Below are 24,741 nucleotides of genomic sequence, written 5' to 3' on the forward strand. Positions count from 1 at the left end.
ACAGTGAATAGAAAGTGCTGAAACGGATCGCAGCCGCTGACTTGCGGCTTGGCATGTACATCCATGCCTTCGACATACCCTGGCTGGACCATCCCTTCTGGCGCAGCAGTTTTCTGCTCGAGCAGCCTGAGGACCTGGAGCGCATTCGCAACAGCACGATCGGCGCCTGCTGGATCGATACCGACATGGGCTTCGACACCGATCCGCCAGCGCCGCCGCAGCAGCCTCCCTCACCAGGGGCTGCCGCGCCGCCGCGCCGCGCCGTCAGCCACAGCCTGGAATCGGAGCTCGAACGCGCTTCGGGCCTGATCACACGCACGCGCGAAGCGGTCGCCTCGCTCTTTCAGGCCGTGCGCCTGGGCCAGGCCATCGCGGTCGAAGGCTGCCGCGAGCTGGTGGACGACATCACCGCATCGGTCAAGCGCAATCCGGACGCGTTCGTCAACCTGGCGCGCCTGAAGCGCCGCGACGACGTGACCTACATGCACTCGGTCGCCGTCTGCGCGCTGATGGTGGCGCTGGGAAGGGAGCTCGGCTTCGACGAGGACGCCTGCCGGGAGGCGGGCCTGGCCGGCCTGCTGCACGATGTCGGCAAGGCGCTGATGCCGCTCGAGGTGCTGAACAAGCCCGGCGCGCTCACGGACCAGGAGTTCGACATCATGCGCACGCACCCGGAACAAGGGCGCATGCTGCTGATGGCCGGCGAGAGCGCCACGGCCCACGCGCTCGACGTCTGCATGCACCACCACGAGCGCATGGACGGCAAGGGCTATCCCTCCCGCCTGCCCGCCGAACGGATCAGCCTGTTCTCGCGCATGGGTGCCGTCTGCGATGTCTACGACGCCGTCACCTCCGACCGCCCCTACCGCGACGGCTGGGATCCGGCCGACGCGCTGGCCCGCATGGCCTCGTGGAACGGCCAGTTCGACGACACCGTGTTCACCGCCCTGGTCAGAACCCTGGGCATCTACCCGATCGGCGCCCTGGTGCGGCTGAAGTCGGGCAAGCTCGCCGTCGTGGCCGAGCACAACCCCGGCAAGCCGCTCACGCCGGTGGTCAAGGCCTTCTATTCGACGCGCTCCGAGATGCCGATCAAGCCCCAGCGCATCGACCTCTCTCGGCCGGGCTGCAGCGACGCCATCACCGGGCGGGAATCCATCGAGCGCTGGGATTTCCCCTACCTGGACCGGCTGTGGGCCGGCGCCTCCACGCCTCGCTGGCGCTGATCAGAAGCTCGTCCAGTCGTCGTCCGTGCCGCTGCTGGCCAGGGCCGGCTCGGCGGCCCTGGGCGCGGACGGTGCGGGCTTGGCCTTGGCCGCCCTGGCGCCGAAGTCCGGGCTTGCCACCATGGCCGCGCGATCCGGCTCGCGGCGCTCCTCGGCGAGTGGCAACGGGGCCGCAGCCGCCGCGGGCTCGTCCGCCGACAGCTTGAACAGGGCGACGGCCCGCACCAGTTGCTGCGCCTGGTGGCTCAGGCTCTCGGCCGCGGCCGCCGACTCCTCGACCAGCGCCGCGTTCTGCTGCGTCACCTGGTCCAGCTGCGTGACGGCGTCGTTGACCTGGCCGATGCCCGCGGTCTGCTCGATGGTGGCGGCGCTGATCTCGCTGATCAGGTCGGTGACCTTGCGCACCTGATTGACGATGTCGCCCATGGTGCTGCCGGCCTCGTCGACCAGCTTGCTGCCCGCGTCCACCTTCTCGACACTGTCGCCGATCAGAGCCTTGATCTCCCTGGCGGCGGTGGCGGAGCGCTGGGCCAGGCTGCGCACCTCGCCGGCCACCACGGCAAAGCCCCTGCCCTGCTCGCCGGCGCGCGCAGCCTCCACCGCCGCATTGAGCGCCAGGATGTTGGTCTGGAAGGCGATGCCGTCGATCACGCCGATGATGTCGGCGATCTTCCTGGACGCATGGTTGATTTCCTCCATGGTCTCGACCACCCGGCCCACCACTTCGCCGCCCTTGGCCGCCACCTCGCTGGCCTGGCCGGCCAGGGTGCTGGCCTGGCGCGCGGTGTCGGCGTTGTTTCTCACGGTGCTGGACAGCTGCTCCATGGACGCGGCCGTCTGCTGCAGGTTGCTGGCCTGCTCTTCGGTGCGCTGGCTCAGGTCGGCGTTGCCGGTGGCGATCTGGCTGGATCCGGTGGCGATGCTGTCGCTGCTCGCGCGCACCGTGGTGACCACGCGCACCAGGCTGTCGTTCATCGCGCCGAGGGCGCGCAGCAGCTGTCCGACCTCGTCGCGGCCGCGTGCCCGGACCTGGGTCCCCAGATCGCCGGCAGCGACCGCTTCGGCCAGCTGCAGCGCCGCGCGGACCGACCCGGTCGTGGTGCGCGTGACGGTCCACATGACCCAGATGGTCAGCGCCGACAGCAGCACGATGCTGCCCAGCACCGCAATGAGGTGCTGGCGCGCCGTCGTCACGCCCAGTTGCAGCTGAGCGTCGAGCACCTTGAACGCGGCGTCGACCAGGGTGAACTGCGCATCGATGACGCGGGTGGTCGCGGCGAAGTACTCGCCCGAGGGGAAGTCCAGCGTGTCGGCACGCACGATCTTCTCGTCCGCCAGTTTCAGCCCCTCCTCTGCCGTGGCCATCGCCGCTGCCAGCGGGGCGGCAATGGCCTGGCGCAGCGCCACGTCCTGCTGGCTGGCCAGCGCCAGCACCTTGCCGGCGTCCTGGTGGTGGCCCCGCGCCTGCGTCGCCAGTGCCTCGAGCCGGGTCCTCTCCTCGGGCGTGGCCTCGCCGCGCGCCAGCAGCAAGGCACCGCGCGCGCGCATCTGGCCCAGCGCCTCGGTGAGCTTGGGCAGGTGGGTCAGCACGCCGGCCTGCAGGAAGTAGCCCGAGGCTTCGGGATGCAGCACGATGGCGGAGACATGGCTGACGTCCTCGAGCAGTGCCAGCTGGTCGGCGATCAGGGCCGTGTGGCGGGCAAAGCTCTGCGGACCGCTCACGCCCTTGTTGGCCACGCCATCGGCCAGCGACTGCCACTCGGCGGCAAGCCGGCCGGCAAGCGCCGTCAGCTTGTCGTCGCCCAGCGTCGCCACCGAGGCCCGGGTCCTGGCCAGGGCGCGCGTCACCTCGGCCTGCTTGTCCTGCCGCGCCGACGCCAGCGCTTCGTTGCCACCCAGCAAGGCCGCCGACTGCCCGCGGTGCTGCTGGGTGAGCTGGATGAGGCGCAGCGCATCGCGCGCCGGCGCTATGCCCGACAGCTCGGTGCGCGCCGTGCGCAGCTCTTCCAGCTTCCCGAGCACGAGCAGGGTGCTGGGCAGCGCGAGCATGAGCGCGGCGATGCCGCCGATGAACAGGAACTTGTGGGCCAGCTTCAGGTTGTCGATGAACGATTTCACGGGGAATCTCCTAGAGGCATGGGGGGCGGCGGCTCATTTCAGACACGGTTGTGGCTCATGCCGGTGGTTTCGCGCAGCCGCTGGACCAGGTGCGGGCCGATCTGCGCCAGAGGCAGGACCTGGTGTACCGCGTCCGCGGCGATGGCCGCCCTGGGCATGCCGAAGACCACGCAGCTGGCCTCGTCCTGCGCGACGCAGTAGGCTCCGGCCTCGCGCATCTCGCGCATGGCCAAGGCGCCGTCGGCCCCCATGCCGGTCAGCATCACGGCCAGGGCGTTGGGGCCGACCGCGCGCGCGGCCGACTTGAACAGCACCTCGACGCTGGGCTTGTGCCGGTTGACCGGCTCGCCGTCCAGCACGCGGGCGAGGTAGTTGGCGCCGCTGCGCGCCACGCTCAGGTGCAGGCCGCCCGGCGCGATGTAAGCATGGCCGGGCAGCATGCGCTCGCCGTCCTGGGCTTCCTTGACCGTGATGCGGCACAGCTCGTTGAGCCGGGCCGCATAGCTGCGCGTGAAGCCGGGCGGCATATGCTGGGTGATGGCCACGGCCGGCGCGTCGGCGGGCAGGCTGGCCAGCACCTCGCGAGTGGCCTCCGTGCCGCCGGTGGAGGCGCCGATGAAGATGATCTTCTCGGTCGACAGGCGCCCCAGTCGCGGCGCATCTGGCACCGCCCGGGGCACTTGTGTCGGCGGCGGGGCTGCCGCCGGGAGTTTGCGCACCTGGGCCCGGGCCGCGACGCGGATCTTTTCCGCGATCTCCAGGGCCAGCTGCTGCAGGCCGTCGGCGATGCCGATCTTGGGCTTGGCCACGAAGTCGACTGCGCCCAGCTCCAGGGCGCGCAGCGTCACCTCGGCGCCGCGCTCGGTCAGCGTGGACACCATGACCACCGGCATGGGGCGCAGGCGCATCAGCCGGGACAGGAAATCCAGGCCGTCCATGCGCGGCATCTCCACGTCCAGCGTGATCACGTCGGGATCGAGCTGGCGGATCAGGTCGCGTGCCGCGTAGGGGTCGGCCGCCGCGCCCACGCAGACCATGTCGGGCTGGCGGTTGATGATTTCGCCCAGCAGGCGGCGGACCAGGGCGGAGTCGTCGACCACCACGGTGCGAATCTTGGCCATCGGCTTCTTCCGTTTCAGAACAGGTCTATGGTGCCGGCGGCGCCGGCGGGCAATGCCGCGCGCAGGCGCGCCGCACGGTCCAGCTCGAGCATGGCCTCGGTCCGGCCACCGCCGAGCCGCTTGACCAGGGCCTTGCCGCTGGCCGGGAAGAACGCCACCTTGCGCGGCTGGCCGCCGAGCACGTCCTTGCTGACGACGGGAATGCGTTCCCTGCCCAGGTAGTCCATCACGAATTCCGTGTTGCGTTCGCCCACGTTGAGGCTGTGCATGCCGCTGATGACCTGGCCGCCGCCAAACACCTTGGCCTCCAGCGCGCCGCGCAGCGCACCCTTCTTCAGCAGCTCGTTGATCAGCAGCTCCATCGCGAAGCCGCCGTAGCGGCCGCAGTCCTGCGCGCCGCTGCCCTCGGGCAGCATGAAGTGGTTCATGCCGCCGACCCGGGCGCTGCGGTCCCAGAGGCAGACACTGATGCACGAGCCCAAGGTGGTCGTCAGCAGCAGGTCCTCGTGGTGGACGAAGTACTCACCGGGCAGGACCTTGACCGCGTCGCTCTGGCTGTGGGCATCGAAGAAGAAGAAGGACGCCTCCCCCGGTTTGCGCGGGGCGGCCCGCAGCCGGTCCAGGCGCGAGGGCGTCGCCGGTGCGCCGGCGGGCCGCACCGCACCGGAGAAGAGGAAACGCTTGGTCATGGCTGGTTTTCGGCGTCTGGCGGGGATTCTTGAGCGCCGGCTTCCCTGCGCTAGATGCGCTGGTAGACCGTCTTGCCATGCAGCCTGAACAGGTCCCGCGACTCGCTGAAGTTTTCCGAGTGGCCGACGAACAGCCAGCCCGACGGCGCCATCGCAGCATGCATGCGATCGAGCACGCGGCGCTGGGTCGGGCGGTCGAAATAGATCATGACGTTGCGGCAGAACACGATGTCGAAGGGCTCGCCCAGCGACCAGGCCGGGCTCATCAGGTTGAAGCTGCGGAACTCGATCAGCTTGGCCACCTCGGGCTTGATGCAGATCTGGCCGGCGTTGCGCCCGGTTCCGCGCAGGCAATGACGCTTGAGCCGATCGGCCGACAGGCCGCGCACCTCGTCCGGGTAGACACCGCGGCTGGCCGTCGCCAGCACCCGGGTGTCGATGTCGCTGGCCACGATGCGCACCGGCGCGCCAGGACCCAGCGTTTCGATGGCCGTCATCGCGATCGAGTAGGGCTCCTCGCCGGTGGACGCGGCATTGCACCAGATGCGTACCGGCTTGCCGACGGGGTGCTTGCGCAGCAGGTCGGCCAGCACCGGGAAATGGTGCTCCTCACGGAAGAAGGCCGTCAGGTTGGTGGTCAGGCAGTTGACGAACTCCTGCCATTCGAGCTCGGCCGCCGGCCCCTGCCCTGCTTCCAGCCACTGCAGGTAGCTGCTGAAGGAGCGGTATGGGGTCTCGCGCAGGCGGCGCGAGAGCCGGCTGTAAACCATGGCCTGCTTGCCCGGATGCAGGCTGATGCCGGCGCGCTGGTAGATCAGCCGGCACACGCGATCGAAGTCCTGCGGCGCGAAGCCGAACTCGCGCGCCGCCTCGCCGGCGGACGAGAGGACAGGAGGAGCGGCACCCATGGCGCAGGCGCTCAGGCCGCGGCCGGTGCCGGCTCGGCGCCGAGGCGAAAGACGCCGACCATCTGCGTGAGCTTCATCGCCTGCTCCCTGAGGCTTTCTGCGGCCGCGGTGGACTGCTCGACCAGGGCTGCGTTCTGCTGGGTCATCTGGTCGAGCTGAGCCACGGCCGCGTTGACCTGGCCGATGCCGGTGTTCTGCTCCATGGCCGCGGCGCTGATCTCGGCGATGGTGTCGGACACGCGCCTGACCGAGGCGACAATCTCGTTCATTGTCTTGCCCGCGTCGTGCACCAGGCGCGAGCCCGAATCGACCTTCTCCACGCTGGCGCCGATCAGGGTCTTGATCTCTCTGGCGGCGGTGGCGGAGCGCTGGGCCAGGCTGCGCACCTCGCCGGCCACCACCGCAAAGCCCCTGCCCTGCTCGCCGGCGCGCGCGGCCTCCACTGCCGCGTTGAGCGCCAGGATGTTGGTCTGGAAGGCGATGCCGTCGATCACGCCGATGATGTCGGCGATCTTGCGGGACGATGCATTGATGTCCTCCATCGTCGCCACCACCTGCGACACTACTTCGCCCCCGCGCCGGGCCACCGACGAGGCGGTCGAGGCGAGCTGGTTCGCCTGGGCCGCGGAATCCGCAGACTGGCGCACGGTGCCCGTGATCTGCTCCATCGAGGACGCGGTCTGCTGCAGGCTGGAGGCGGCCTGCTCGGTGCGGTTGGACAGGTCGTGGTTGCCAGTGGCGATCTCGGCCGATGCGGTCGTGATGTTCTCGGTGGCGTGGTTGACCTGGGACACGATGCGGCGCAGCGAGGCCTGCATCTGGCCCAGCGCGCGCAGCAGATCGGCCGCCTCGTCCTGGCCACCGCCATCCACCGCGGCGCTCAGGTTCCCCTCGGCGATGGCACCGGCCAGGGCGCGCGCCGCGCCGATCGGCCGGCAGATGCTGTGCAGGTTCAGCAGCGTCAGCGGCACCACCACGCCGATGGCGAGCAACACGGCGGCGCCATAGGCCAGCATGGTGAAGTCCACGGCCGCGGCATTGTCCTTCTCGGCCTGGGCCGCACGCTCGCGCAGTGCCTGCTCGAGCTGGGCCAGCTGTCTTTCAGTTTCTTCGAAGGCCTCGTTGGCCCGTCCCATGATGCGGTTGGCGGTTGTGGCCGAGTCGAAAGCGCCGCCCTCCAGCGAACGGGCGACATGGGCAAAGCTGTCCATGTACCTCAGCAGATGCGCCTCGATGGCCTGCACCAGCGCCCGGTTCTGGCCACCCTCCCGCATCGCCGCCAGCCGCTGGCGCAGCGTCTCGGCACTGGCCTTCCAGGCCGCATGGGCCTTCTGGATCTCCGCGGGTTTCTCGTACTGGATGATCATGTCCTTCTCGTGGCGGCGGATCATGCCCATGTCGTTGCGCAGGGCCGCCACGGCCGTGGATTGCGCGAACGCGGTCTGGATGAAGTCCTGGCCCAGGGCCTGGATGCGGTAGATGCCGAACAGGCCGGTCGCGCCGACCAGGGCCAGCAGCACGAGGACCATGGCGATGGCCCCCAGCATGCGGGTGCGGATGGTGAAGCGGCGCATGAGATCCATAAGTTGCATGTCGAGGCTCGCGAAAAGGGTGGGTTTCAGTCCGACAGTCCCATGTCGGCGCCGGACATCAGCTTCTCGATGTCCAGCAGGATCAGCATGCGGTCGGCCAGGGCAGCCAGGCCGACGATGCTGGCGGTGTCGACCGCGGAGCCGATTTCGGGCGCAGGGCGTATGTCCTGCGGCGCGATGCCCAGCACGTCGCTGACCGAGTCGACCACCACGCCCACCACCCGTCCGGCGACATGCAGGACCACGGTGACCGTGAAGGCGTTGTAGTCGCAGCGCTCGGTCGCGAAGCGCAGCCGCAGGTCGACGATGGGCACGATGACGCCGCGCAGGTTCACCACGCCCTTGACGAAGGCCGGCGCGTTGGCGATGCGGGTGGGCGCCTCGTAGGAGCGGATCTCCTGCACCTTGAGGATGTCGATGCCGTACTCCTCGTCGCCGAGACGGAAGGTCAGGTATTCCTTGGCCGGCGCCGATGCGGCCTCGCCGGCAGGTTTCAGGTGCTGTGCGGATTCCATCATGCCCATGGCGGGTCTCCTTTGATTGGGTGTTCGTTCGCCGACGCGCTGATCGGCACAAGGATGGGCCCGGCCCGCTGGCCCGGCTTGCATCGCTTGGCTCACTGGCGTGTCCGTCTGACCAGGCTGCCGACGTCGAGGATCAGGGCCACACGGCCGTCGCCCATGATGGTGGCGCCGGAGATATCGCTCACACGCCGGTAGTTGGTCTCCAGGTTCTTGACCACCACCTGCTGCTGCCCCAGCAGTTCGTCGACCATGAGCGCGACCCGACCGCCTTCGGCCTCGACCACCACCATGATGGCGCTGCCGCTGCCAGGCTCGCTGCGCGGCACCTCGAACAGCCGGTCCAGGTCCACCACCGGCAGGTACTCGGAGCGCACGTCGACCACGCGCCCGCTGGTGCCCACGGTCTTGACCATCTCGGGCGCGACCTGGAAACTTTCGACCACCGAGGGCAGCGGCAGGATGTAGCACTCGTCCCCGACGCGCACGCTCATGCCGTCCATGATGGCCAGCGTCAGCGGCAGGCGCACGGAGACGCGCATGCCCTGCCCTGGCCTGGCGTCGATCTCGACCGTGCCGCTCAGGGCGGCGATGTTCTTCTTGACCACGTCCATGCCGACGCCGCGGCCCGACACGTCGGTGATCTGCTCGGCCGTGGAGAAGCCCGGCTCGAAGATCAGGGCCCAGACTTCGGCGTCGCTCAGCGTGTCGGGCGCGGCCAGCCCGCGCTCGCGGGCCTTGCGCAGCAGCTTGTCGCGCGACAGCCCGCGCCCGTCGTCGCGCACCTCGATCACGATGGAGCCGCCCTGGTGCGAGGCCGACAGGGTGATGGTGCCGGTCTCGAGCTTGCCGGCCGCGAGCCGCTCCTGCGGCGACTCGATGCCGTGGTCGCAGGCGTTGCGCACCAGGTGGGTCAAGGGATCGGTGATCTTCTCGATCAGGCCCTTGTCCAGTTCCGTCGCCTCGCCCTGGGTGAGCAGCTCGACCTTCTTGCCCAGCCGCCCGGCCAGGTCGCGCAGCATGCGCGGGAAGCGGTTGAACACGGTGGACATGGGGATCATGCGGATCGACATCACCGCTTCCTGCAGGTCGCGCGTGTTGCGGTCCAGGTCGGTCAGGCCGGCCAGCATCTGCTGGTGCAGCACGGGGTCCAGGGCCCGGCTCTTCTGCGCCAGCATGGCCTGCGTGATGACGAGCTCGCCGACGAGGTTGATCAGCTGGTCGACCTTCTCCACCGCCACGCGCAGCGTGCTGGCTTCCGGCGAGGCCGCGGCCCTGGGCTCGGCGCGCGCGGCACGCGGCGCCGCGGATGCGGCCGTCTCCGGCGCAACGGGTGCGGGGGGGCGCTCGGGCAGGGGCTCGAACAGGCCCGAGTCGGCCGGCGTCGCGGCCAGGGGCTGAAAGCGCACCTGCTCCTTGGCCACGTGAAAGGCGAACAGGTCCAGCAGCTCCGACTCCAGGCTCGTCGTGACCAGCTTGAAGCGGCGCAGGCCGTTCTCGGCCTGGCCGCCATCGAGCGGCTCGATGCGGCCCAGGCCTTCGATTTCCGTGAACAGTTCGGCCAGGCTGTCGGCCACGGAGGCGTCCGCCAGCGGGCCCAGGACCAGCTCCAGGCTGCGCGCCTGCCCTTGCTCGGGCGGCGCCGGCGCCTTGGCATGGACGGCCTCGGCCTCGCGGTTTGCCACGACCGGCGCGGGCGCGGCGGCCGCCGTGGGCGGCAGCTGGCCCTGCACCAGCGCGCGCAGCGCGGACAGCAGCTGCGTCACCTCGACCTCCTCGCCGACGCCGTTCTGGTGGCGCGCCAGCTGGGCCTTCAGCGCGTCGCCGCAGGCCAGCAGGCAGTCGACCATGGCGGTGGCAGGCTGGAGCTCGTGCCGGCGCAGCTTGTCCAACAGGGTCTCCATCTCGTGTGTCAGCTCAGCCACGTCGCCGAAGCCGAAGGTGGCTGCGCCGCCCTTGATCGAGTGCGCGCAGCGGAAGATGGCATTGAGCGCCTCGTCATCGGCCGCGGCCACGTCCAGGGCCAGCAGCAGCTGCTCCATGCGGTCGAGGTTCTCGCCGGCCTCCTCGAAAAAGACCTGGTAGAACTGGCTCAGGTCGAAGCTCGCGCCCAGCTGGGCACCCTCGGTCGTCATCTCTCCCACGGCAGGCTCCTGTCGGGTTGGTCGGTGTGGTGGCGTGTCCGTTGCCTGGGGACGGTCATGGAATGACCTTCTGGATGAGCTCGATGAGCCGGGCCGGGTGGAAGGGCTTCACCAGCCAGCCCGTGGCGCCGGCGGCACGTCCCGCCTGCTTCATCTGCTCGCTGGACTCGGTGGTCAGGATCAGGATGGGCGTGTGCCTGAACGCCGGGATCTCGCGCAGCCTGCGGGTCAGGTCCAGGCCATCCATGTGCGGCATGTTCTGGTCGGTCACCACCAGGTCGAAGCCCCGCTGAAGGGCCTTGTCCACCGCGTCCCGCCCGTCCACGGCCTCGGTCACGCCGTAGCCGGCCAGGGTCAGCGTGTGCGAGAGCAGCTGGCGCGCCGAAACGGAATCGTCGACTGCAAGAATTGAAAGCATTTTTCCCTCCGAACTCGAGCTGAATATCGGCAGGCCATGGCGCTTCTTTAGCGCCCGCTCAAGAAACAGGCCGATCGCGGCGCGCTTTGCATCGACCCGGGTACGAGCAGGGCTTTTTTCGCAGACAATCCCCCCTTCGAAAACGATCCGCAGAATTTCTCGCCATGCCCCCCAACGGCAAGCGTCGACCCTTACGCCTGTTGCACCTTGAAAATTCCGACGCGGACCGCGAGTCGGCCGTGAGGCTGATGAAGCGTGCGGGCCTCGCGGTGCAGGCGCTGCGCGTCGACAGCGAGCGCGCCTACCTGGACGCGCTGGGCCGCGGCGGCGACGACGGTCCCTGGGACCTGGTCCTGTCGAGCTGCCGGCTGCCCGGTCTCACGGGCCTGGCAGCGCTGGAGCGGCTCAAGGCCCTTGGCCATATGATCCCCTTCGTCCTCGTGTCGGACGCCAGCGACGAGCCCATGGCCGTCGAGGCCATGCGGCAAGGCGCGAGCGACTACCTGCTCAAGGACAACCTGACCCGCCTGGTGCCCGCGGTCCTCAAGGCCATGGAAAGGCATGTGCAGGCGCGCGACAAGCAGCAGACCGAGCTGGCGCTGCTGAAGTCGAGACAGCAGCTGCGGGAGCTGGCGCAGCACCTGCAGAACAACCTGGAGCAGGAGCGCGCCGCCATCGCGCGTGAAATCCACGACGACGTGGGCGGCGCGCTGACGGCGCTGAAGTTCGACCTGGCCTGGATCGCGCGCCACACCACCAGCGCCGATGTGTTCGAGCGCACGCAGACCGCGGCGGACACCCTGACCCAGGCCTTCGACGCCACCAGGCGCCTGATCCACAACCTGCACCCTGCCATCCTCGAGGAGGGGCTGGTGCCAGCCCTGCAGTGGATCACCGGCACCTTCGAAAAGCGCACCGGCATTCGCGCCAGCTTCCACTCGAGCCACGCGCAGCCCGAGCTCGCGCGCAGCGTTCTGCTCACCGTGTTCCGGACGGCCCAGGAGGCGCTGACGAATGTGTCCAAGCATGCGCAGGCCAGCCAGGTCACGCTGGATCTGACCCTCACCGCCGGCATGCTGTCGCTGGAGGTCAGCGACAATGGCAGGGGAATGAGCCAGGCCGAATTGAACAAGACACAGTCGTTTGGCCTGCGCGGCCTGCGCGAACGAGCCGACACCATAGGGGGCTGGCTGGACATCAGCAGCGCACCGGCCGGCACCACGCTGATCCTGGCCCTGCCGCTCAAACACAAAGACAAAGCCAACGCCGACCCTTCCGCGTCCACGCTGCGCGAGGTCCGGTCGAAGGACGATCCGACTTTCTGGGGGGATCTTTGATTCAAGTCATGCTGTGCGATGACCACGCACTGATCCGACGCGGCATACGCGACACGCTTTCCGACGCACCCGACATCGAGATCGTGGGCGAGGCCAGCGATTATCCCGAGCTGCGCTCGCTGCTGCATGCCCAGGGCTGCGACGTGCTCGTGCTCGACATCCAGCTGCCCGGACGCAGCGGCCTGGACGTGCTGCAGACGCTGAAGGAGACGAATCCGGCGATCAAGCCGCTGGTGGTGTCGATGTACCCGGAGGAGCAGTATGCGATCCGGGCCTTCAAGGCCGGCGCCTTCGGCTACGTCAACAAGGGCGGCGAGCCGATCCAGCTGGTCGACGCGGTGCGCACCGTCGCTCAGGGCCGGCGCTATGTGACGCCGGTCATCGCCCAGCTGCTGGTCGAGGGCCTGAGCACCGAGCCCAGCGCCCAGCTGCTGCACGAGCGCCTGTCCGACCGCGAGCTGCAGACCCTGATCATGATCGCCTCGGGCAAGAAGCTTTCGGACATCGCGCAGCGGCTCGCGCTGAGCCCGAAGACCGTGAGCGTCTACCGGGCGCGCGTGCTGGAGAAGCTGGGCCTGTCCAACAACGCCGAGCTGACCGTCTACGCGATCCGCAACGGCGTGGTCTGAGCCCCCACGCTCGGCACTGCGTGTCCTCGCTGCCCCCCGAGGGGGCCCAGACCGGCTTGGGGCGGCCCGGCGCCGGTCTGAGGCCAGCACCCGCCTTGCCTCAGCGCAGCTGGCCCAGCATCTGCTCCAGCGCCTGGGTGAAGGGCTGCTCCAGCAGCGGCAGGGTCAGCAGCAGGCCGAGCAGGCCCACGCCCAGGGTCACCGGAAAGCCGATGGCGAAGATGTTGAGCTGCTGGGCCACGCGCGAGATCACGCCCATGACCAGGTTGGTGAACAGCAGCATGGCCAGCACCGGCAGGGCGAGCCACAGGCCGAGCCTGAACAGTTCCGCGCCCCAGCGTTGCACCGACACGGCCTGCAGGAAGGCCATGGGCGAAGGCGCGACGGGAAAGGCCTGGAAGCTCTGGACCACGGCGGCCACCAGCAACAGGTGGCCGTTCAGCACGATGAACAGCAGCGCCGCCAGAGTGCCGAGGTAGCGACTGACGGCATTGGCCTGGCCGCCCGCGGAGGGCTCGAAGAAGGCCGCGAAGCCCAAGCCCATCTGCAGGCCCACCAGTTCGCCGGCGTATTCGACGGCGGCTACCACGATGCGCGCCGCCAGCCCGATAGCGGCGCCGACCACCAGCTGCTGCAGCAGCACGCCCGGCGCTTCGGGGGCGTCCAGGGTGATCGCCGCGCCGGGCGCCAGGGCGGCCTGGGCCGCCAGCGTCACCAGGAAGGCCAGCGCGATCTTCAGGCGCATCGGCACGGCGCGCGAGGACAGCACGGGCGCGGTCATGAACAGCGCCAGGACGCGGAAGAACGGCCACAGCAGCGGGCTCAGCCAGGCCGTGATCTGGGCCTCGGAAAAGCTGATCACAGCCTGGCTGAGCCTCAGCGCACCAGGCCGGGGATGCCGGTCAGGGTGCGCTGTATGAACTCGATCAGGCTGCTCAGCATCCAGGGGCCGGTCACGGTGAGGACCAGCACGGCGCCCAGCAGCTTGGGCACGAAAGACAGCGTGGCCTCGTGAATCTGCGTGGCGGCCTGCACGATGCTGACCACCAGGCCGATGGCCAGCGCCGTGAGCAGCAGCGGCGCCGCCACCGTCAGCAGCAGGTACAGGGCCTGCTGGCCGAGGGTGAGAACCTGTTGGGCGTCCATGGCAGCAGTCTCCTTCAGCTGGCGAAGCTCGCGGCCAGCGAGCCCAGCAGCAGGTTCCAGCCGTCGGCCAGCACGAACAGCATGAGCTTGAACGGCAGGGCCACCAACACCGGCGAGAGCATCATCATGCCCAGGCTCATGAGCACGCTGGCCACGATCATGTCGATCACCAGGAACGGTATGAAGATCATGAAGCCGATCTGGAACGCGCTCTTGAGCTCGCTGGTCACGAAGGCCGGCACGATCACGCGAAATGGTGCCTGAGCGGCTTTCACCGCAGGGTCCAGGCTGGCCAGCCGGGCGAACAGCGCGAAGTCGGATTCGCGGGTCTGCTTGAGCATGAACTCGCGCAGCGGCTGCTGTGCCCGCTCGACGGCCAGGTCGAACTCGATCTGCCGCGCCGCATAGGGCTGGTAGGCCTCGGCATGGATGCGGTCGATGGTGGGTCCCATCACGAAGAAGGTCAGGAACAGCGACAAGCCGACGATCACCTGGTTCGGCGGCGCCGCCTGGGTGCCCAGCGCCTGGCGTAGCAGGCTCAGCACGATGACGATGCGCGTGAAGCCCGTCATCAGCAGCACGGCCGCCGGAATGAAGCTCAGCGCGGTGAAGAACAACAGGGTCTGGACCGGCACCGAGTAGCTGGTGCCCCCAGCGCCCTGGCCGATCACCAGGGGCAAGGCGCCTGCTGCGGGCTCGCCCAGGGCCGTGCCCGCCCAGCCGAGCAGGCCCAGCGCGAGCGCCGGCAAGCGCCAGGCCCGTCCGGCGCCAACCGTGAACACGCGCGCGCTCATCTTGCCCCTCCCGGCTGCTTCGGTGCCCAGCCGTGCGACAGCTTGTGAACGAGCTCGGCGAACGAGGCTCCGCTCGCGTCGGCCACCTCGCCAGCGGGCCCGGCCGGCGGCGGCGCGGACAGGCTGTGCACGGCCTGGATCTGCTGGGCGGTCACGCCCAGGACCAGCCAGCGGCGCTCGTCGCCCTGCCCTACCTCCACGGTGACCAGGCGCTGGCCCGGGCCCAACGTGGTCGATGACACGACCCGGGTCACCTCGGACTGGCCCGCGCGCGCGACGCCGGCGCGCCGCAGCAGCCACAGCGTCAGCGGAACCAGAGCGACGATCAGCAGGGACCACAGGGCAAAGGAAGCACTGGAAGGCATGGGGGGCGAGGCACTCGCGTGTCCTGGATGCGTTGAAACGATGAGGCGAAGGCGTCAGGGCGCGGGTCTCACATGCCGCGGCTCAGGCGCTTCATGCGCTCGGAGGGCGTCACGATGTCGGTCAGGCGGATGCCGAACTTGTCGTTGACCACCACCACCTCGCCCTGGGCGATCAGGTAGCCGTTGACCAGCACGTCCATGGGCTCGCCGGCCAGGGCGTCGAGCTCGATCACCGAGCCCTGCGCCAGCTGCAGGATGTGCTTGATCGGAATCCGCGTGCGGCCGAGCTCCACGGTCAGCTGGACCGGGATGTCCAGCACCATGTGGATGTCGTGGCCCACCGTGCCGGGGGCGGAGGGCGAGAGCTGGGCGAAGGCGGCCGGTCGCACCCGGTCGGGCAGCTTGTCGGGCGCGGCGGGCGGGCTCTCGGCCTCCTGTTGCTGGGCCAGCGCGGCCGCCCATTCGGCGGCCATGGCGTCCTGCGCGGGGTCGGGGCTTGCGGTCTCAGGTGGCATGGGGCTCTCCCAACCAGCCGAACTCGGGGCCGGTCAGCATGTTTTCAATCTTGATGGCGTACTTCCCGTGGGACACGCCGTAATGGCATTCGAAGACCGGAACGCCGTCGACCTTGGCCTCGACCAGGGGGTTGAGGTCCAGTTCGAGGAAATCGCCGGGCTTGAGAGACAGCAACTGCTCGACGGTGGCCGGCACGGCGCCCAGCTCGGCCACCAGCTGCACCTCGGCCGCCTGGATCTGGTGCGTGAGCAGCTTGACCCAGCGCCGGTCGGGCTCGGCCGAGTTGCCCTGCACGGTCGAATACAGCACGTCGCGAATCGGCTCCAGCGTGGCGTAGGGAATGCAGAAGTGGATGGTGCCGGTGGTGTCGCCGATCTCCAGCGTGAACGAAGTCGTGACCACGATCTCGCTGGGCGTGGCCACGTTGGCGAACTGCGGCTGCATCTCCGAGCGCTGGTACTCCAGCACCAGCGGGTAGATGCCGTGCCAGGCTTTCTGGTACTCGCTGCAGATCACCTCGACCAGGCGGTTGATGATGCGCTGCTCGGTGGGCGAGAAGTCGCGCCCTTCGATGCGGGCGTGGAACTTGCCGTTGCCGCCGAACAGGGCGTCGATCACGGCGAAGACCAGGGTCGGGTCGCAGACCACCAGGCCGGAGCCGCGCAGCGGCGTCACCGCGACGATGTTGAGGTTGGTCGGCACCACGATCTGGCGCAGGAAGGCGCTGTACTTCTGCACCTTGATGGCCCCGACCGAAATCTCGGGGCTCTTGCGTATGAAGTTGAACAGGCCGACGCGGATGTTGCGCGAAAAGCGCTCGTTGATGATCTCCATCGTGGGCATGCGCCCGCGCACGATGCGTTCCTGGCTCGCGATGTCGTAGTCGCGCACCCCGCCGAACTGCACCTCTTCCGGCTCGAGCTTCTGGCTCTCCCCGGTGATGCCGTGCAGCAGCGCGTCGACCTCGTCCTGCGAAAGAATGTGCTGGTTCATCGCAACCTGGTGCCGCGGTCCGGCTACTGGATGATGAAGCTGGAGAAATGCACGCGCACCACCGGGCCCGTGCTCTTGGCCTGCTCGCCCTTTGCCGCCTCGCTCTGGGCCGCGGGCCCGCCCCCGCCCTGCTCGCCGATGGCGCGCAGGGTCTCGCGCACGATGTCCGCGGCCAGTTGCTCCTTGCCGCTGCGCTCCAGCAGCTCGGCGGAGGTCTTGTGGGCCAGCAGCATCAGCACCTGGCTGCGTATGACGGGCGTATAGGCCTTGAGCTTGTCCGCCGTCGCTGGGCCGTCCAGCTCCAGCGTGATGCCGATCTGGGCGAAGCGCTCCCACTCCTTGTCGGCGAGGTTGACCACGAAGTTCTCCATGGCGAAGAACGCGGGCGGAGATTTCCTGGCGCTCTGCTGCGCCGACGCGCCGGCCTCGGACGCCGCATGGCCGTGCAGCCAGAGCCAGGCGCCCGCGCCACCGCCCCCGAGCGCGAGCACCAGCGCAAGAAGCACCAGCCGCTTCTTCATGCTGCGCTTCCTGGTCGGCGGGGCGGCCGTGGCTTCGGCCGTGGCGGTGCTCATGGTCATTTCCTCGGGATTCGGTCTACCGCCTGGCATGGGCCGGAAGGCGCATGCCGGACGACACTCAGCAAGGATTATTCCGGGGACGCCATCGGCGTAACGCCGGATAAGGCGCGCAAATACGGCCCAGACCGAAGCATCGAACGTGCCGCCTGTTGCTCAGGCGTAGAGGTCCAGCCGCCCGGCACGCTGGGCCACGGCCGGCGCCGGGCTGATCCCTTGGCTGCGCTCGCTGGCCCGGTCCGACGCCGCTGCAGCGCGTGCCGGCCGCTGCTGGCTGCTGCCCGGCGCCTGTTCCTGGGAGACGCCGCCGCCGGTGAGCGTCAGGCCTGCGGCCTGCAGCGCGCTGGCCAGTGCCGGCAGGCTGGCCTCGAGCGCCGCCCGCGTGCTGCTCACGGCCGCGGCGAAATCCACCTGGGCCTGCTGGCCCGCGACCGCGATGTGCACGTGCACCGGCCCCAGCTCGGCCGGGTTCAGCTCCAGGCGCGCCTCCTGCACCCCTTCGCGCAGCAGGTAGCTGATCTGGTGCGCCAGCGCCGCGGGAAACTCGGGCTGGTGCGGCGCGGCGGCGATGTTGTAGACCTGCACCGCGCCGGGATGCGCGGGCTCGGCGGCCGGCGGCGTCGCCGCGAGCGGGGGCCAGCCCGGCGGCAGCCAGGGGGTCTCGCCAGACGGCCCGGCCGCCGCCGGCGCGGGCGCCATCAGGCGCGTGAGCGCGGGGTCCAGCGCTTGCGCCCTCGCCTCGTCCCAGGCGGCCATGGCGCCCGGCCCGCCCGCAAGGCCGGCGGGCCCCTGCTCACTGTCTTGCGGGCCCGGCCCTTGCGCCTCGCGGGCCTCGGAGCCGCCCAGTTCCCGCTGCGCGGCAAGGGCCGCATCGCGCCGCGCCCCGGGCAGTCGCAAGGTCGGAACCATGGCCCGGTCCGCGGCGCCCTCGGACGCCGAACCCGTCGTGGCGGCGTGCGGCCAGGCGGGCCCGCCTAGGACCATGGCCTGCGCGGGCCAGTCCGGCGGTGGCGCGGCGCCCTGCGCTTCCTCGTCTTCGGGTTCCGGTCCACCGGTCGGCGCTTGCGTCTGCGCAGGCGGCACCTGTGCGGCGTCGGCGCCCGAGGCCGGCGGCGCGGCCGCATCGTCCGCAAGCCCCGCTTCGGGTGCCCCCGGCGCCGGCTGCGCCTCGGCCGAGCGCTGGAGGCACTGGGCGAAGCTCTGGCGGCCCTGGCCGCCAGCGGGCGCTCTGGGACGATCGGCCGCGGGCGCGCCCGCGCGGGCAGACATGGGAGCGGCCGTGGGCGCCGGCAGGGTGGCGAGCGTGGACATGGGACTCAGCCGACCAGGGCCTCGGGCCCGCCCAGGCGGGCCGACCAGGCCATGCGCGCGGCCTGCTCGTCGCTGCGTTTCTGGTCGCGGCGCGCCTCGGCCTGCCGCAGGGCCTGCTGCCGGCGCTCGATGAGCTTGCGGATGGCGGCGGCGCGCAACTCGTGCGCCTGTAGGCTGCGCGCCAGGACCTCGAGCCGGCTCGTCAGGGTTCCCAAGGCCTGCTGCTGCTGCGCGATGGCCTGGTGCAGCCGCTCCAGGAACGACTGGTAGCACCACAGCGTGCCTGCATCGCGCGGTTGTCCGGCCTGGCCGCTCCAGCGCCGCTGGTACTCGTCGCGGTAGGCGTCCAGCTGCAGGGCTTGCTGCTGGGCGGTCTCGAAGGCCTGCCGGGCCTGCAGGACCTGGGCCTGCGCGGCGTCGCGCTGTTGCTCGGCCTGGGTGAGAGCCAGCGCCAGGCTGTGGAAGGGATGGGACAGAGCTTGCATGGTGATCCGGGTGGCGGGCGATCGGAAGGGAGGTTCAGCGCGCCGAGACACAGGCGTTCAGCTGGGCGACGCTGTCGGCCAGCGTCGCCGTCTCGTGCATGTCCTGCTGCAGCAGCGCGCGCACGGCCGGCTGGGCCTGCAGGGCGGCGTCGAGCTCGGCGTCCTGGCCGCTCACGTAGGCGCCGAGCTGCAGCAGGTCGCGGCTGCGGCTGTAGCGCGCCTGCAGCTGCCGCAGGCGCCGCGCGGCAGCCTGGTGCGGCGGCGTGGTTACGTTGTGCATCACGCGCGAGGCCGATTTCTCGATGTCGATGGCAGGGTAATGCCCGGCCTCGGCCAGCTCCCGCGTCAGCACGATGTGGCCGTCGAGGATGGCGCGCGAGGCGTCGGCGATCGGGTCCTGCTGGTCGTCGCCCTCGCTGAGCACCGTGTAGAAGGCCGTGATCGAGCCCACGCCGTGCAGGCCGTTGCCGCTGCGCTCCACCAGCTGGGGCAGCTTGGCGAAGCAGCTCGGCGGATAGCCCTTGGTGGCCGGCGGCTCGCCGATGGCCAGCGCGATCTCGCGCTGGGCCATGGCGTAGCGCGTGAGCGAATCCATCAGCAGCAGCACATGGCGGCCTGCATCGCGGAACGACTCGGCGATGGCCGCTGCGTAGTTGGCGCCCTGCAGCCGCGCCAGGGGCGGCGCATCGGCCGGCGCCGCCACCACCACCGAGCGGGACAGGCCCTCGGCCCCCAGGATGTCCTCGACGAACTCCTTGACCTCGCGACCGCGCTCGCCGATCAGGCCGACCACGATCACGTCGGCCTGGGTGTAGCGCGCCATCATGCCCAGCAGCACGGACTTGCCCACGCCCGAGCCCGCGAACAGGCCGATGCGCTGACCGCGGCCCACGGTCAGCATGGCGTTGATGGCCCGCACGCCGGTGTCCAGGGGCTGGCGCACCGGGGCACGCTCCATCGCATTGATGGGCCGTCGGCCCAGGGCCTCGCTGCGCACCCCGTGCAGCGGCCCATGAGGGTCCAGGGGCTGGCCGTAGGCGTCGACCACGCGCCCCAGCAGGCCCTCGCCCATGGGCAGGCGCAGGCCAAGCGTGTTCGGGGAAATGCCGGCCTCGTCGGCCTGGCCCAGCTGCGCCGCCGTGGCGCGGCCGGCCAGCGGCTTGACGATGGCGCCGCTGACCAGGCCCTGCACGTCGCCGCCGGGCATGAGGTAGCTGCGGTCCCCGGCGAAGCCCACCACCTCGGCGTGCACCGGCGCCTGGCCGGCGACATGGACCGCGCACAGGGCGCCGACCGGCAGGCGGATGCCGGCCGCCTCGAGCACCAGGCCGGTGACGCGCACCAGGGTGCCCCAGCTCTCGAAGCGCTGGGCATTGGCGGCGCGCCGGCGCAGACCGTCCATGTAGCGCCGCCAGTCTTCGCTCAGGCCGAGGACCGCCTGTGGCTGCGCGGGCGCAGGGTTCATGCGCCGCTCCGGGCAGAGGGGTCGGCGGCACGCCAGGGGCTCTCCAGGCCCAGGGCAGCGAGCACGCGCCGCCAGCGCGCCGGCACCGAGGCGTCGACGCCCGCGATGTCGGACTCGACCACGCAGCCGCCACGTGCCTGTCCGGGATCGGCCAGCAGCACGGCCTGGCGCGACGCCAGGTCGAGGCTGCCCTGGGCCACCAGCCACTCCCGATCCTCGGGATGCAGCCGGATGCGCAGCTGGCGCGCCGAGTGGACCAGGGCCGCGAGGGCGTCCTGCGCCACGGCCTCGATCAGCTCGGGCCGGGTGGCGAGCTCGTGGTGCACGACCTGGCGCGCGATCTCGGTCGCGAGCACGGCCACCTGCGCGGCCAGGCCCTGCTCCAGCCCGGCCAAGCGCGACTGGAGGGCCGCCAGCAGCGGCTCCATGCGGGCGGCCGCCTCGGCTGCATGGGCCTGCTTGAATGCCTCAAGCGCCTGCAGACCCTCGCGATAGCCCTCCTCGTGCGCGGCTTCGCGCAGCGCCTGCATCTGCATCGCCTGCTGCGCCGCCAGCGCCTGGGCCGCGAGGGCGTCCGGCGCGGCGTCCGCGGGCGGGACGCGATCACGCTCGCCCAGGTTGCCGGGCTTCCAGGCCACATAGGCGCGCAGTTCCTCGCGCGGGATGAAGCGGTTGGGGCGTCGTTCGCTCATGGCCCTAGATGAAGCTGTCGTCCCCGCCGCCGCCCAGCGCAAGCTGGCCCTCGTCCGCCAGACGGCGCACGATCTTGAGCAGCTCCTTTTGCTGAGCCTCGACCTCGGAAACCCGGACCGGGCCGCGGGACTCGAGGTCGTCGCGCAGGCTCTCCGCCGCGCGCGTGGACATGTTGCTGAAGATCTTTTCCCTGAGGTCGGGCGTCGCGCCCTTGAGCGCGACGATCAGCGCATCGGACGGCGCCTCCCTGAGCAGCAGCTGGAGGCCGCGGCCGTCGATCTTGCGCAAGTCCTCGAAGGTGAACATGTTGTCCATGATCTTCTGCGCCAGCTCGCCATCGTTTTCCCGGATGTAGTCCAGCACCGAGCCCTCGACCTTGGATCCCATCATGTTGATGATCTCGGCCGCGGTCTTGGCGCCGCCCAGCGAGGCCTTGCGCAGCTTGTCGCCGCCCGCCAGCACCTTGGACAGCACCTCGTTGAGGTCTTTCAGGGCCGAGGGCTGGATGCCGTCCAGGGTCGCGATGCGGATCATGACCTCGTTGCGCTGCCGCTCGGTGAAATGCTTGAGCACCTCGGATGCCTGGTCGAACTCCAGGTGGACCAGGATGGCAGCGACGATCTGCGGGTGCTCGTTGCGCAGCAGTTCGGCGACCGAGTTGCCGTCCATCCATTTCAGGCTCTCGATGCCCGTGACGTCGCTGCCCTGCAGTATGCGGTCGATCAGCAGGCTGGCCTTGTCTTCGCCCAGGGCCTTGCGCAGCACGGACTTCACGTACTCGTCGGTGTCGCCGACCAGCATGCTCTGCCCGGACGCGTCGGCCGTGAACCGCTCCAGCACCGCGTCGACGCGCTCGCGCGGAATGACCTTCATCCTGGCGATGGTCTCGCCCAGGCGCTGCACCTCCTTGGGCGCGAGGTGCTTGAACACCTCGGCCGCCTCCTCCTCGCCCAGCGACATGAGCAGAATGGCCGAATCCTGGAGTCCGAGTTCATCCATGGCTAATGAGCTTCACAGGATGGTGGGGCGCAGTCTCGGGGGCCATGGGCTCAGCTCGCCTCCTGCGACACCCAGCTGCGCACGATGTTGGCCACCGCCACCGGGTTGGCGCGGGCCAGCTCGCGCACGGCGTCCAGCCGGTCAGCGCTCGCCGAGGCCGGGAGCAGCGCCACCTTGGCCGCTTCGGGCAGGGCCTGCGTCGGCGCCAGGCCGCCAGCCGCGCCCGGCAGCGCCGGCAGGCCTTCGGCGTCGCCGACCACCGCGTCCAGCGTCCTGGCGCGGGGCCGGGCGGACCCGGCGAACGCCCGCAGGGCCGGACGAACGACGGCCAGCGCGATGACCAGGGCCAGCAGCGTCAGCAGCATGGGCATGCCGAACTGGCGGGCCAGCTCCAGCACTTCGGGGCGCTGCCACAGGGGCAGCGGCGGCAACTCCACACTGACGGCCTCCCGGAAGGCGGCGTTCACCACCTGCACCGAATCGCCGCGGGCCGCGTTGAAGCCGATGGACTCGCGCACCAGGGCCGAGAGCTTCTCGATCTCCTCCGGCGCCAGCGCCGCCGTGCCGACCTTGCCCTGGCCGTCGCTGACCGCGCGGTGGTTGACCACCACGGCGACGCTCAGGCGCTTGATGCTGCCGCTGGCGTTGCGTGTCACGCGCACGGTCTTGTCGACCTCGAAGTTGGTGACCGTGTCGCGCTTCGCGCCGCCGCCGCCTGCCCCCGACGCCGCTGCCTGCAGGGCCTGCGGCGGGCCGTTGACCGGCGCCGAAGCCGGCACCGGCGGCTGGTTGCTGGCAGCGCCCGGAATGCCGGTTGCCGGGGCCGCGCCAGGCTGCGCGGACTCGGAGCTCTGCTGGCTGCGAACGGTGGCCGGCTCGCTCCCCTGGTTGGGCCTGAACTGCTCCGAGGTCGACTCGGTCTGGCTGAAGTCCACGTCGGCCGTGACCTGGGCGCGCAGGTTGTCGCGGCCCAGTACGGGCTCCAGGATGTCGGTGATGCGCCGGGCGTAGCTCGCCTCCAGGTTGGCGATGTACTGCAGCTGGCTCGAATCCAGGCCCAGCGCCTTGGCGTCGGCCGCCTCGGTCAGCAGGGCGCCGTTCTGGTCGACGATGGACACGGCCCGCGGCGACAGCTCGGACACGCTGGACGAGACCAGGTGCACGATGCCCGCGATCTGGGCGCGCTCCAGCGAGCGGCCGGCATGCAGCTTGAGCAGCACCGAGGCCGAGGGCTTTTGCTGCTCGCGGAAGAAGCCGTTCTGGCTGGGCAGAGCCAGATGGACCCGGGCCTGGCTCACGGCCGCCAGGCCTTCGATGGAGCGCGTCAGCTCGCCTTCCAGCCCGCGCTGGAAGGTCAGCCTCTCCTGGAACTGGGTGATGCCGAAGCGGGCGTTGTCCATCAGCTCGAAGCCGACCGTCGAGCCCTTGGGCAGGCCCGAGGAGGCCAGTTTCAGCCGGGTGTCGTGCACCTTGTCCGCCGGCACCAGGATGGCCGCGCCGCCGTCGGCGTGCCGATAGGGCACGTTCAGCTGCGCGAGCTGGGCGATGATCGCTCCGCCGTCCTTGTCGGACAGGTTGGTGTACAGCACCTTGTAGTCGGGCCGGCTCGACCACAGGAAGAGCGAGATGAGAACGGCCAGCAGCGCCGTCAGCGCGGTCCCCAGCCAGAGCTTGCGGCGCACCGGCATCGCCGCCAGGCGCTCCAGGTAGGCGGGCGGCGCAGCAGCGGGAGATTGCGGAAGGTTCACGACGTGGTCCATCGACGGGCTGGCGGGCGGTCCTGCATCGCGGCCGCCGGGCTCCGCCCCACTGGCCAAGGCCCCTTGCCGCGATGCTTGGGTTGATGCGATTGTTCGGCCAACTCAAGGCACTGGGTTCGCCAAACAACGGCCCAAACCCGGCTCAGTTCGGGCCATTGCCCCGGGCCGCCCGGCCTAAGATGAGACTGGCCGGGACCTGCGTGCCGGCAAACAGGTTCTGAGGCCCCAAGCTCGCCCCCAGCCATGAACGTTCAGCTCAAACCCTTCAACTTCGAACAGGCGCTCGCGCGCAGCGGCGTGGTCCTGCCGGGCCAGGTGGCGCGCGCGGACAAGTCCGCGGCCGCCGAGGCCGGCTTCTCGCAGGCACTGAACCAGGCGCTGGGCGCAGTCAGCCAGGCCCAGGGCCAGGTCGCCGAGATGCAGCGCCAGGTCCAGCTCGGCAACCCCGCCGTCTCGCTGGAGCAGACCATGGTCGCGATGCAGAAGGCGCAGATCGGTTTCCAGGCCACCCTGCAGGTGCGCAACCGCCTGGTCCAGGCTTACACCGACATCATGAACATGCAGGTGTGAGGCGCGGTCCTCAGTGCAAGGGCTTGGACGGGTCGGCCAGCAACCGCGCCAGGTCCTCCAGCCAGGGCTCGGTCAGGTGCCGGATCTCGGCGTCGTTGCGCAGGATGCGCAGCATCATCTGGTGCTTGAGCCGCGCGTCGTCGGGCGACAGCCTGAGGTCGCTCGCGGCGTGCCTGAGCTGGGAGATCAGCACCGCGCAGGCACCCTCCAGCCGCATCACCAGCTCCCAGTCGCCGCTTCGGGCCGCGGCCAGCATGTTCTCGCTGGCCTGCTCGATGGCGCTGTAGTAGCCGAGCAGGCCTGGCTTTTCCGGCTTCTCGGGAAGCGACGCCATGGGTTCGGGGGCGGGGTCCTGCTGCGCCA

The 24,741-nt window shown here is 70.1% G+C and carries 26 protein-coding genes; 4 read left to right on the forward strand and 22 right to left on the reverse strand.

Going from position 1 to position 24,741, the window contains the following annotated elements:
• Positions 1-14 precede the first annotated feature (14 nt).
• Entirely contained in the window at positions 15-1,226 is a 1,212-nt protein-coding gene (locus FFS10_RS09800; RefSeq protein ID WP_137894053.1) for an HD-GYP domain-containing protein, read from the forward strand.
• On the opposite strand, the gene FFS10_RS09805 is transcribed toward FFS10_RS09800, so the two are convergent.
• From FFS10_RS09805 to FFS10_RS09840, 8 genes are all read right to left on the reverse strand, one after another.
• On the reverse strand, positions 1,227-3,344 hold the full coding sequence (locus tag FFS10_RS09805; protein ID WP_249931239.1) for a methyl-accepting chemotaxis protein: 2,118 nt from the start codon (positions 3,342-3,344) through the stop codon (positions 1,227-1,229).
• A 38-nt stretch (positions 3,345-3,382) separates the two neighbouring features.
• The gene (locus tag FFS10_RS09810) at positions 3,383-4,465 is read right to left on the reverse strand and encodes a protein-glutamate methylesterase/protein-glutamine glutaminase (protein WP_137894055.1); all 1,083 of its coding nucleotides are present in this window, start codon (positions 4,463-4,465) and stop codon (positions 3,383-3,385) included.
• A 14-nt stretch (positions 4,466-4,479) separates the two neighbouring features.
• Complete coding sequence (gene cheD, locus FFS10_RS09815; RefSeq protein WP_137894057.1) at positions 4,480-5,154, reverse strand: chemoreceptor glutamine deamidase CheD; 675 nt, start codon at positions 5,152-5,154, stop codon at positions 4,480-4,482.
• Positions 5,155-5,204: 50 nt separating this feature from the next.
• A complete protein-coding gene (locus FFS10_RS09820) occupies positions 5,205-6,062 on the reverse strand; it encodes a CheR family methyltransferase (protein ID WP_137894059.1) in 858 nt (285 codons plus the stop codon).
• An 11-nt stretch (positions 6,063-6,073) separates the two neighbouring features.
• Positions 6,074-7,654 carry a methyl-accepting chemotaxis protein gene (locus tag FFS10_RS09825; RefSeq protein WP_137894060.1) on the reverse strand — a complete coding sequence of 527 codons (1,581 nt, stop codon included), beginning with the start codon at positions 7,652-7,654 and terminating at the stop codon, positions 6,074-6,076.
• Between the two features lie 26 nt (positions 7,655-7,680).
• Positions 7,681-8,172: a chemotaxis protein CheW gene (locus FFS10_RS09830; RefSeq protein ID WP_249931242.1), complete on the reverse strand. Its 492-nt coding sequence runs from the start codon at positions 8,170-8,172 to the stop codon at positions 7,681-7,683.
• A gap of 98 nt (positions 8,173-8,270) precedes the next feature.
• Positions 8,271-10,319, reverse strand: coding sequence for a chemotaxis protein CheA (locus FFS10_RS09835; RefSeq protein ID WP_502702760.1), 2,049 nt, complete (start codon positions 10,317-10,319; stop codon positions 8,271-8,273).
• Positions 10,320-10,374: 55 nt separating this feature from the next.
• Positions 10,375-10,737, reverse strand: a complete 363-nt coding sequence (locus FFS10_RS09840; protein WP_137894062.1) for a response regulator — start codon at positions 10,735-10,737, stop codon at positions 10,375-10,377.
• Positions 10,738-10,976: 239 nt separating this feature from the next.
• Here FFS10_RS09840 and FFS10_RS09845 point away from each other — a divergent pair, with 239 nt between their 5' ends.
• Positions 10,977-12,074 (forward strand): histidine kinase, encoded by a 1,098-nt coding sequence (locus FFS10_RS09845; RefSeq protein WP_349654581.1) that lies wholly within the window; start codon positions 10,977-10,979, stop codon positions 12,072-12,074.
• A complete protein-coding gene (locus FFS10_RS09850; protein ID WP_137894066.1) occupies positions 12,071-12,703 on the forward strand; it encodes a response regulator in 633 nt (210 codons plus the stop codon). Before FFS10_RS09845 ends, FFS10_RS09850 begins: the two co-directional genes overlap by 4 nt.
• A gap of 100 nt (positions 12,704-12,803) precedes the next feature.
• Here the strand turns inward: FFS10_RS09850 and fliR are convergent, their stop codons facing one another.
• From fliR to fliF, 13 genes are all read right to left on the reverse strand, one after another.
• Positions 12,804-13,565: a flagellar biosynthetic protein FliR gene (fliR, locus tag FFS10_RS09855; RefSeq protein WP_137894068.1), complete on the reverse strand. Its 762-nt coding sequence runs from the start codon at positions 13,563-13,565 to the stop codon at positions 12,804-12,806.
• 14 nt (positions 13,566-13,579) lie between these two features.
• Positions 13,580-13,849: a flagellar biosynthesis protein FliQ gene (gene fliQ / locus FFS10_RS09860; RefSeq protein WP_137894070.1), complete on the reverse strand. Its 270-nt coding sequence runs from the start codon at positions 13,847-13,849 to the stop codon at positions 13,580-13,582.
• 14 nt (positions 13,850-13,863) lie between these two features.
• Positions 13,864-14,643: a flagellar type III secretion system pore protein FliP gene (fliP, locus tag FFS10_RS09865; protein ID WP_137894072.1), complete on the reverse strand. Its 780-nt coding sequence runs from the start codon at positions 14,641-14,643 to the stop codon at positions 13,864-13,866.
• Positions 14,640-15,008, reverse strand: a complete 369-nt coding sequence (locus FFS10_RS09870) for a FliO/MopB family protein (RefSeq protein ID WP_137894074.1) — start codon at positions 15,006-15,008, stop codon at positions 14,640-14,642. The genes fliP and FFS10_RS09870 overlap by 4 nt, the downstream gene beginning before the upstream one ends.
• A 68-nt stretch (positions 15,009-15,076) precedes the next feature.
• Positions 15,077-15,523, reverse strand: a complete 447-nt coding sequence (gene fliN, locus FFS10_RS09875; RefSeq protein ID WP_137894076.1) for a flagellar motor switch protein FliN — start codon at positions 15,521-15,523, stop codon at positions 15,077-15,079.
• Positions 15,513-16,517, reverse strand: coding sequence for a flagellar motor switch protein FliM (gene fliM, locus FFS10_RS09880; protein WP_137894078.1), 1,005 nt, complete (start codon positions 16,515-16,517; stop codon positions 15,513-15,515). Before fliM ends, fliN begins: the two co-directional genes overlap by 11 nt.
• A 23-nt stretch (positions 16,518-16,540) precedes the next feature.
• Positions 16,541-17,092: a flagellar basal body-associated FliL family protein gene (locus FFS10_RS09885; protein ID WP_171016082.1), complete on the reverse strand. Its 552-nt coding sequence runs from the start codon at positions 17,090-17,092 to the stop codon at positions 16,541-16,543.
• Between the two features lie 159 nt (positions 17,093-17,251).
• A complete protein-coding gene (locus tag FFS10_RS09890) occupies positions 17,252-18,406 on the reverse strand; it encodes a flagellar hook-length control protein FliK (protein WP_137894082.1) in 1,155 nt (384 codons plus the stop codon).
• Positions 18,407-18,411: 5 nt separating this feature from the next.
• Positions 18,412-18,891, reverse strand: a complete 480-nt coding sequence (gene fliJ / locus FFS10_RS09895) for a flagellar export protein FliJ (protein WP_137894084.1) — start codon at positions 18,889-18,891, stop codon at positions 18,412-18,414.
• 34 nt (positions 18,892-18,925) lie between these two features.
• Positions 18,926-20,356, reverse strand: coding sequence for a flagellar protein export ATPase FliI (gene fliI / locus FFS10_RS09900; protein WP_502702766.1), 1,431 nt, complete (start codon positions 20,354-20,356; stop codon positions 18,926-18,928).
• Positions 20,353-21,048 (reverse strand): FliH/SctL family protein, encoded by a 696-nt coding sequence (locus FFS10_RS09905; protein ID WP_137894086.1) that lies wholly within the window; start codon positions 21,046-21,048, stop codon positions 20,353-20,355. Before FFS10_RS09905 ends, fliI begins: the two co-directional genes overlap by 4 nt.
• 4 nt (positions 21,049-21,052) lie before the next feature.
• Positions 21,053-22,048 carry a flagellar motor switch protein FliG gene (gene fliG, locus FFS10_RS09910; RefSeq protein WP_137894088.1) on the reverse strand — a complete coding sequence of 332 codons (996 nt, stop codon included), beginning with the start codon at positions 22,046-22,048 and terminating at the stop codon, positions 21,053-21,055.
• Between the two features lie 50 nt (positions 22,049-22,098).
• On the reverse strand, positions 22,099-23,808 hold the full coding sequence (gene fliF, locus FFS10_RS09915) for a flagellar basal-body MS-ring/collar protein FliF (RefSeq protein WP_137894090.1): 1,710 nt from the start codon (positions 23,806-23,808) through the stop codon (positions 22,099-22,101).
• 243 nt (positions 23,809-24,051) lie between these two features.
• On the opposite strand from fliF, the gene fliE reads away from it, so the two are divergent.
• On the forward strand, positions 24,052-24,378 hold the full coding sequence (gene fliE / locus FFS10_RS09920; RefSeq protein ID WP_137894092.1) for a flagellar hook-basal body complex protein FliE: 327 nt from the start codon (positions 24,052-24,054) through the stop codon (positions 24,376-24,378).
• Positions 24,379-24,388: 10 nt separating this feature from the next.
• Here fliE and FFS10_RS09925 read toward each other — a convergent pair whose 3' ends face one another.
• Positions 24,389-24,712 carry a flagellar protein FliT gene (locus FFS10_RS09925; RefSeq protein ID WP_137894199.1) on the reverse strand — a complete coding sequence of 108 codons (324 nt, stop codon included), beginning with the start codon at positions 24,710-24,712 and terminating at the stop codon, positions 24,389-24,391.
• Positions 24,713-24,741: the final 29 nt, after the last annotated feature.

It is taken from the genome of Ramlibacter sp. 2FC (assembly GCF_005503345.1).
Taxonomy (GTDB): Bacteria; Pseudomonadota; Gammaproteobacteria; order Burkholderiales; family Burkholderiaceae_C; genus SCMQ01.